Annotated in this window: 4 protein-coding genes; all 4 read left to right on the forward strand. The window is 70.4% G+C overall.

Going from position 1 to position 3,422, the window contains the following annotated elements:
* Positions 1-68: 68 nt before the first annotated feature.
* The 4 genes from BGN97_RS04965 to BGN97_RS04980 all read left to right on the forward strand — a co-directional run bounded on the left by BGN97_RS04965 (position 69) and on the right by BGN97_RS04980 (position 3,293).
* Positions 69-788 (forward strand): DUF2637 domain-containing protein, encoded by a 720-nt coding sequence (locus BGN97_RS04965; RefSeq protein WP_292698605.1) that lies wholly within the window; start codon positions 69-71, stop codon positions 786-788.
* On the forward strand, positions 785-1,219 hold the full coding sequence (locus BGN97_RS04970) for a hypothetical protein (RefSeq protein WP_292698538.1): 435 nt from the start codon (positions 785-787) through the stop codon (positions 1,217-1,219). The genes BGN97_RS04965 and BGN97_RS04970 overlap by 4 nt, the downstream gene beginning before the upstream one ends.
* Positions 1,220-1,294: 75 nt before the next feature.
* The gene (locus BGN97_RS04975; RefSeq protein ID WP_292698540.1) at positions 1,295-2,170 is read left to right on the forward strand and encodes a hypothetical protein; all 876 of its coding nucleotides are present in this window, start codon (positions 1,295-1,297) and stop codon (positions 2,168-2,170) included.
* Between the two features lie 19 nt (positions 2,171-2,189).
* Positions 2,190-3,293, forward strand: a complete 1,104-nt coding sequence (locus BGN97_RS04980; protein WP_292698541.1) for a ParB N-terminal domain-containing protein — start codon at positions 2,190-2,192, stop codon at positions 3,291-3,293.
* Positions 3,294-3,422 lie beyond the last annotated feature (129 nt).

Here is a 3,422-nt window from a genome sequence, read left to right on the forward strand (position 1 = left end):
TTCGGGCAGAGCGTGCCTGTGCGCCGGGGTGCTGGCGTGAATCGGCAGGTGCTCTCGTGAACCCCCGGTTGCCGAGCGGGCGGGTCGCGGTCTCGACCGCGACGACGGGCACGGTACTCATCGCGGCGGCCGCGTTCTGGCTCTCGTTCACGGCACTCACCGATCTTGCCCGCCGCTCCGGCATTGACGCCGGCCAGGCGTGGGCGTGGCCGCTGATCGTTGACGGCCTGATCGTCGTCGCGACCGTCGCGGTAGTCGCGCTCGATGGGCATCGTGCGGCCTGGTATCCGTGGCTGCTGTTGATCGCTGGCACTCTCGTGTCGGTGGTCGCGAACGCGCTGCACGCGACCGTCGCCGCCGATGCCGACGTCCCCCCGCTCCTCGCGGGGTGCGTGGCGGCGGTGCCTCCGCTCGTGCTCCTCGCCTCGACCCATCTGACCGTCGTGCTGGTTCGTTCCCACCGTGCCCGCACGACCGATGCCGAGGGCCAGGAAGCCCGGCTGGCGCCCGCGGGAGTGACTGACCCGGTAGATGAGGATTCCGCCGTGCTGCCGGAGGTGTTCGCAACAGCGGCGCCGGTTCTGACAGCACCGCAGGTGCCGTCTCTGGAAGGCGAGGACCGCCGGCTGGTCGCGGCGCGCATGCGGGATGAGGGCGAGTCGAACAAGGCGATCGCCCGCGCATTGCGTGTGGCGCCGTCGACGGTGGGCCGCTGGTTCGCAAAAGAGCTCAACGCGGGTGCGAGCGCACCTGCTGAACACGAGGAACCGAAGGAGCAGGACTCATGAACATCGACCAGATGACCGCCGACCATCCCACCCATGCCGAGCCTCCGGGCCGAACCCCGACGCCGGAAGCGGTCGAGGATGCTGAGGTGTCGGAGCTCGCCCGGCACGCCGACCCCTCCCAGGCGACCAAGACCGTCGCCGCTGCGAAGCGGAAGCCGGGGCGCGGGGTCGAGTGGGTGCGCCCGTCTGACCTGATGACCAGGGCGGGCAGTCACGTCGCGGGGCGCGGGATCGACTTCCAGGCCGAGCTCGCCCGCCGCGCCCGTGGCCTCACCGCGGATGGGGCTCGTGCCGCGGGGCGCGGTGCGCGGAACGCGGGCCGGGCGCTGAGTGAGCGGGCGCGTCGGTTGCCGCCGGCGTCGGCGTTCGGGCGCGGTCCTGGGCCGAATCACTTCTCCTGGGTGTCGCGCTCAGGGATCGGGCTGGGGTGATGCGCGATGAACAGGAACCAGCACGGTCAGCGAGCCAGGCAGGGGGTGTGCACCTCCTGTTCAGGAGGTGCCGACATGCACGAACAACACCACACCCCGAAGCCCGGCCACGATGGGCGCGGCTTCGAGGACTCTGAACGACTCCGCGAACTCCTGACCCGCCTCGACCAGGCTGGCCAGTCAGCGTGGCGGAGTGACCCGGAAGCTGCAGGGCTGATGCGGCACGCCGCCCAGAAGTACGCCGCACTCGCGAAGAAGCACGGCCTCGACCCCTGGGAGGCCGCCTCTGCGGCGTTCGTCGCGATGCAAGGGCCATCCGCGAGGCGTGCGAACGACCCGTGGGCGGTCGTGACCCATGCGGTGCGCATCACCTGCATCGCCGAAGAACGAGGCCAAGGACTGCTGTGCTCGGTGAACCGCGCCCGCCGCCCGCACTACAGCGCCTTCCATGACGCGGAGCGGTTCAGTGACCGGGAGAACGAGCTGCCCGAGTACCATCCCGCGTTCCAGACGCCCGGCCCCGACGACCTCGACGATGAGGAGGAGCCGTCGAGTGCCGTGGAGGCGTGTACGGGGGTGGAGTCAGCGATCGCGGACACGATCGCGCTGTTCTGCTATCTCGGCTGGCCGGCGGGCACCGCCCACGCCGGTATCGAGTACATCTGCACGAGGCTAGCGGAGTGCCCGAACCGGGTGTCCGCGTTCGAGTCGCTGCGCCGCGACTACCAGGCCCGCGCCCTCCTCGACATCCCCGGTACCTCCTGGCTGGCGATGCTGCGCGCGGTGCTCGGGAACCCCGACCCCGACCAGACGCACACCAACACCGGCCGCGGCGTCCTCCTCCGGCTGCTCATTGATGAGCCGCTGCGGGTGCTGCTGACCGATGACCGGCTGCTGGCGGAGGTCGCGCAGGCTGCGCCGGGACGTTCGGGAAGAGGGCATCGTGGGTAGCGGGCCGGGGCATATCGAGTTGGAACGCGCACTCGATTCCATCCAGGTCGGCCGCCGGCATCGCGACGATCTGGGAGACCTCGACCAGCTCACCGAGTCCATCGCCCGTGACGGCATGTTGCAGCCCATCACGATCACCCCGGACGGGGTACTCGTGTGCGGACTACGCCGCCTGACCGCGATGCGGAAGCTCGGCTGGAAGACCGCCAACGTCTGGGTGCGCTCCGGCATCACGGACCGGCTCGGGGAACTGCTGGCCGAGCAGGACGACAACGCCCTGCACAAGCCCCTCACCCTCACCGAACAAGCCGCCCTCTACCGGGAACTCAAGGAAGTCATGGCCGAAGACGCGGCACGCCGACAGGAAGCGACCCGGTTCGGCGCCGCCGATTTCGTCGGCGGGGCCGCGGAGGTTTTCGGCGGAGCCTCCGGTGGTGCCACCGTGGCACCACCGTCAGAGGCCACCGGGAAATCACGCGCCCAGGCAGCCAAAATGGTCTCGGGCCGCAACTCCTACACGAGCTTCGAGCGCATCAACGAACTCCAGCGCCTCGCCGCCGACGAGTCTCAGCCGGCATCCGTGCGGGAGCGGGCGGCAGCGGAGCTGGAAGGGATCGACGCGGGCGGGTCGATCACCGCCGCCCACCAGCGCACCCACGCCGAAGCGTCGCTTGCGGAACTCGACCGCCTCGCCGCCGACCCCGCCGTATCCGCCGATGTGCGCGCACGGGCCGCGCTAGATGCGGACCGGTTGCGGGCGGCGGATGCGCAGGTGCGGGCGGCGGAGCTGGAACAGCTCGCCGCCGAAGCCCTCGCCCGCCTCACCCACCAGCAGAAAGCAAAGAAGAGCAAGAAGCCGAACGGCCAGGCGGCACCGGCCCCGGTGCCGGTGATCGCGGCGGTCATGAGCGTGCGGGCGTTCGTGCTGACCTGGGAGGACCTGGCCGGCTGGTGGGAACGCGCCGACCCCACCGTGATCGGCCCCGAACTCACCGACGCTCAGTGGGACCTCTTCACCGCGACGGTGGCCGGCACGGTGCAGTTCATGGATGCCGCCGAGACCGCCCGGCACGCCGACGCCGATGATGCAACGGAAGACCGGAGGCGGCTGCACGCGGTCTGAACCAACACAGCCAGGGCGGGGTGTGCACCTTTTGGGTGCCACCCCGTTTCGTCTGTCTGGAAGGCGCACCCCGTCATGGACCCCACCGCTGATCGTCGCCGTTCTCGCCGTCTCCTCATCGCCGCCATC

Source organism: Microbacterium sp. 69-10 (genome assembly GCF_001897945.1).
Taxonomy (GTDB): Bacteria; Actinomycetota; Actinomycetes; order Actinomycetales; family Microbacteriaceae; genus Microbacterium.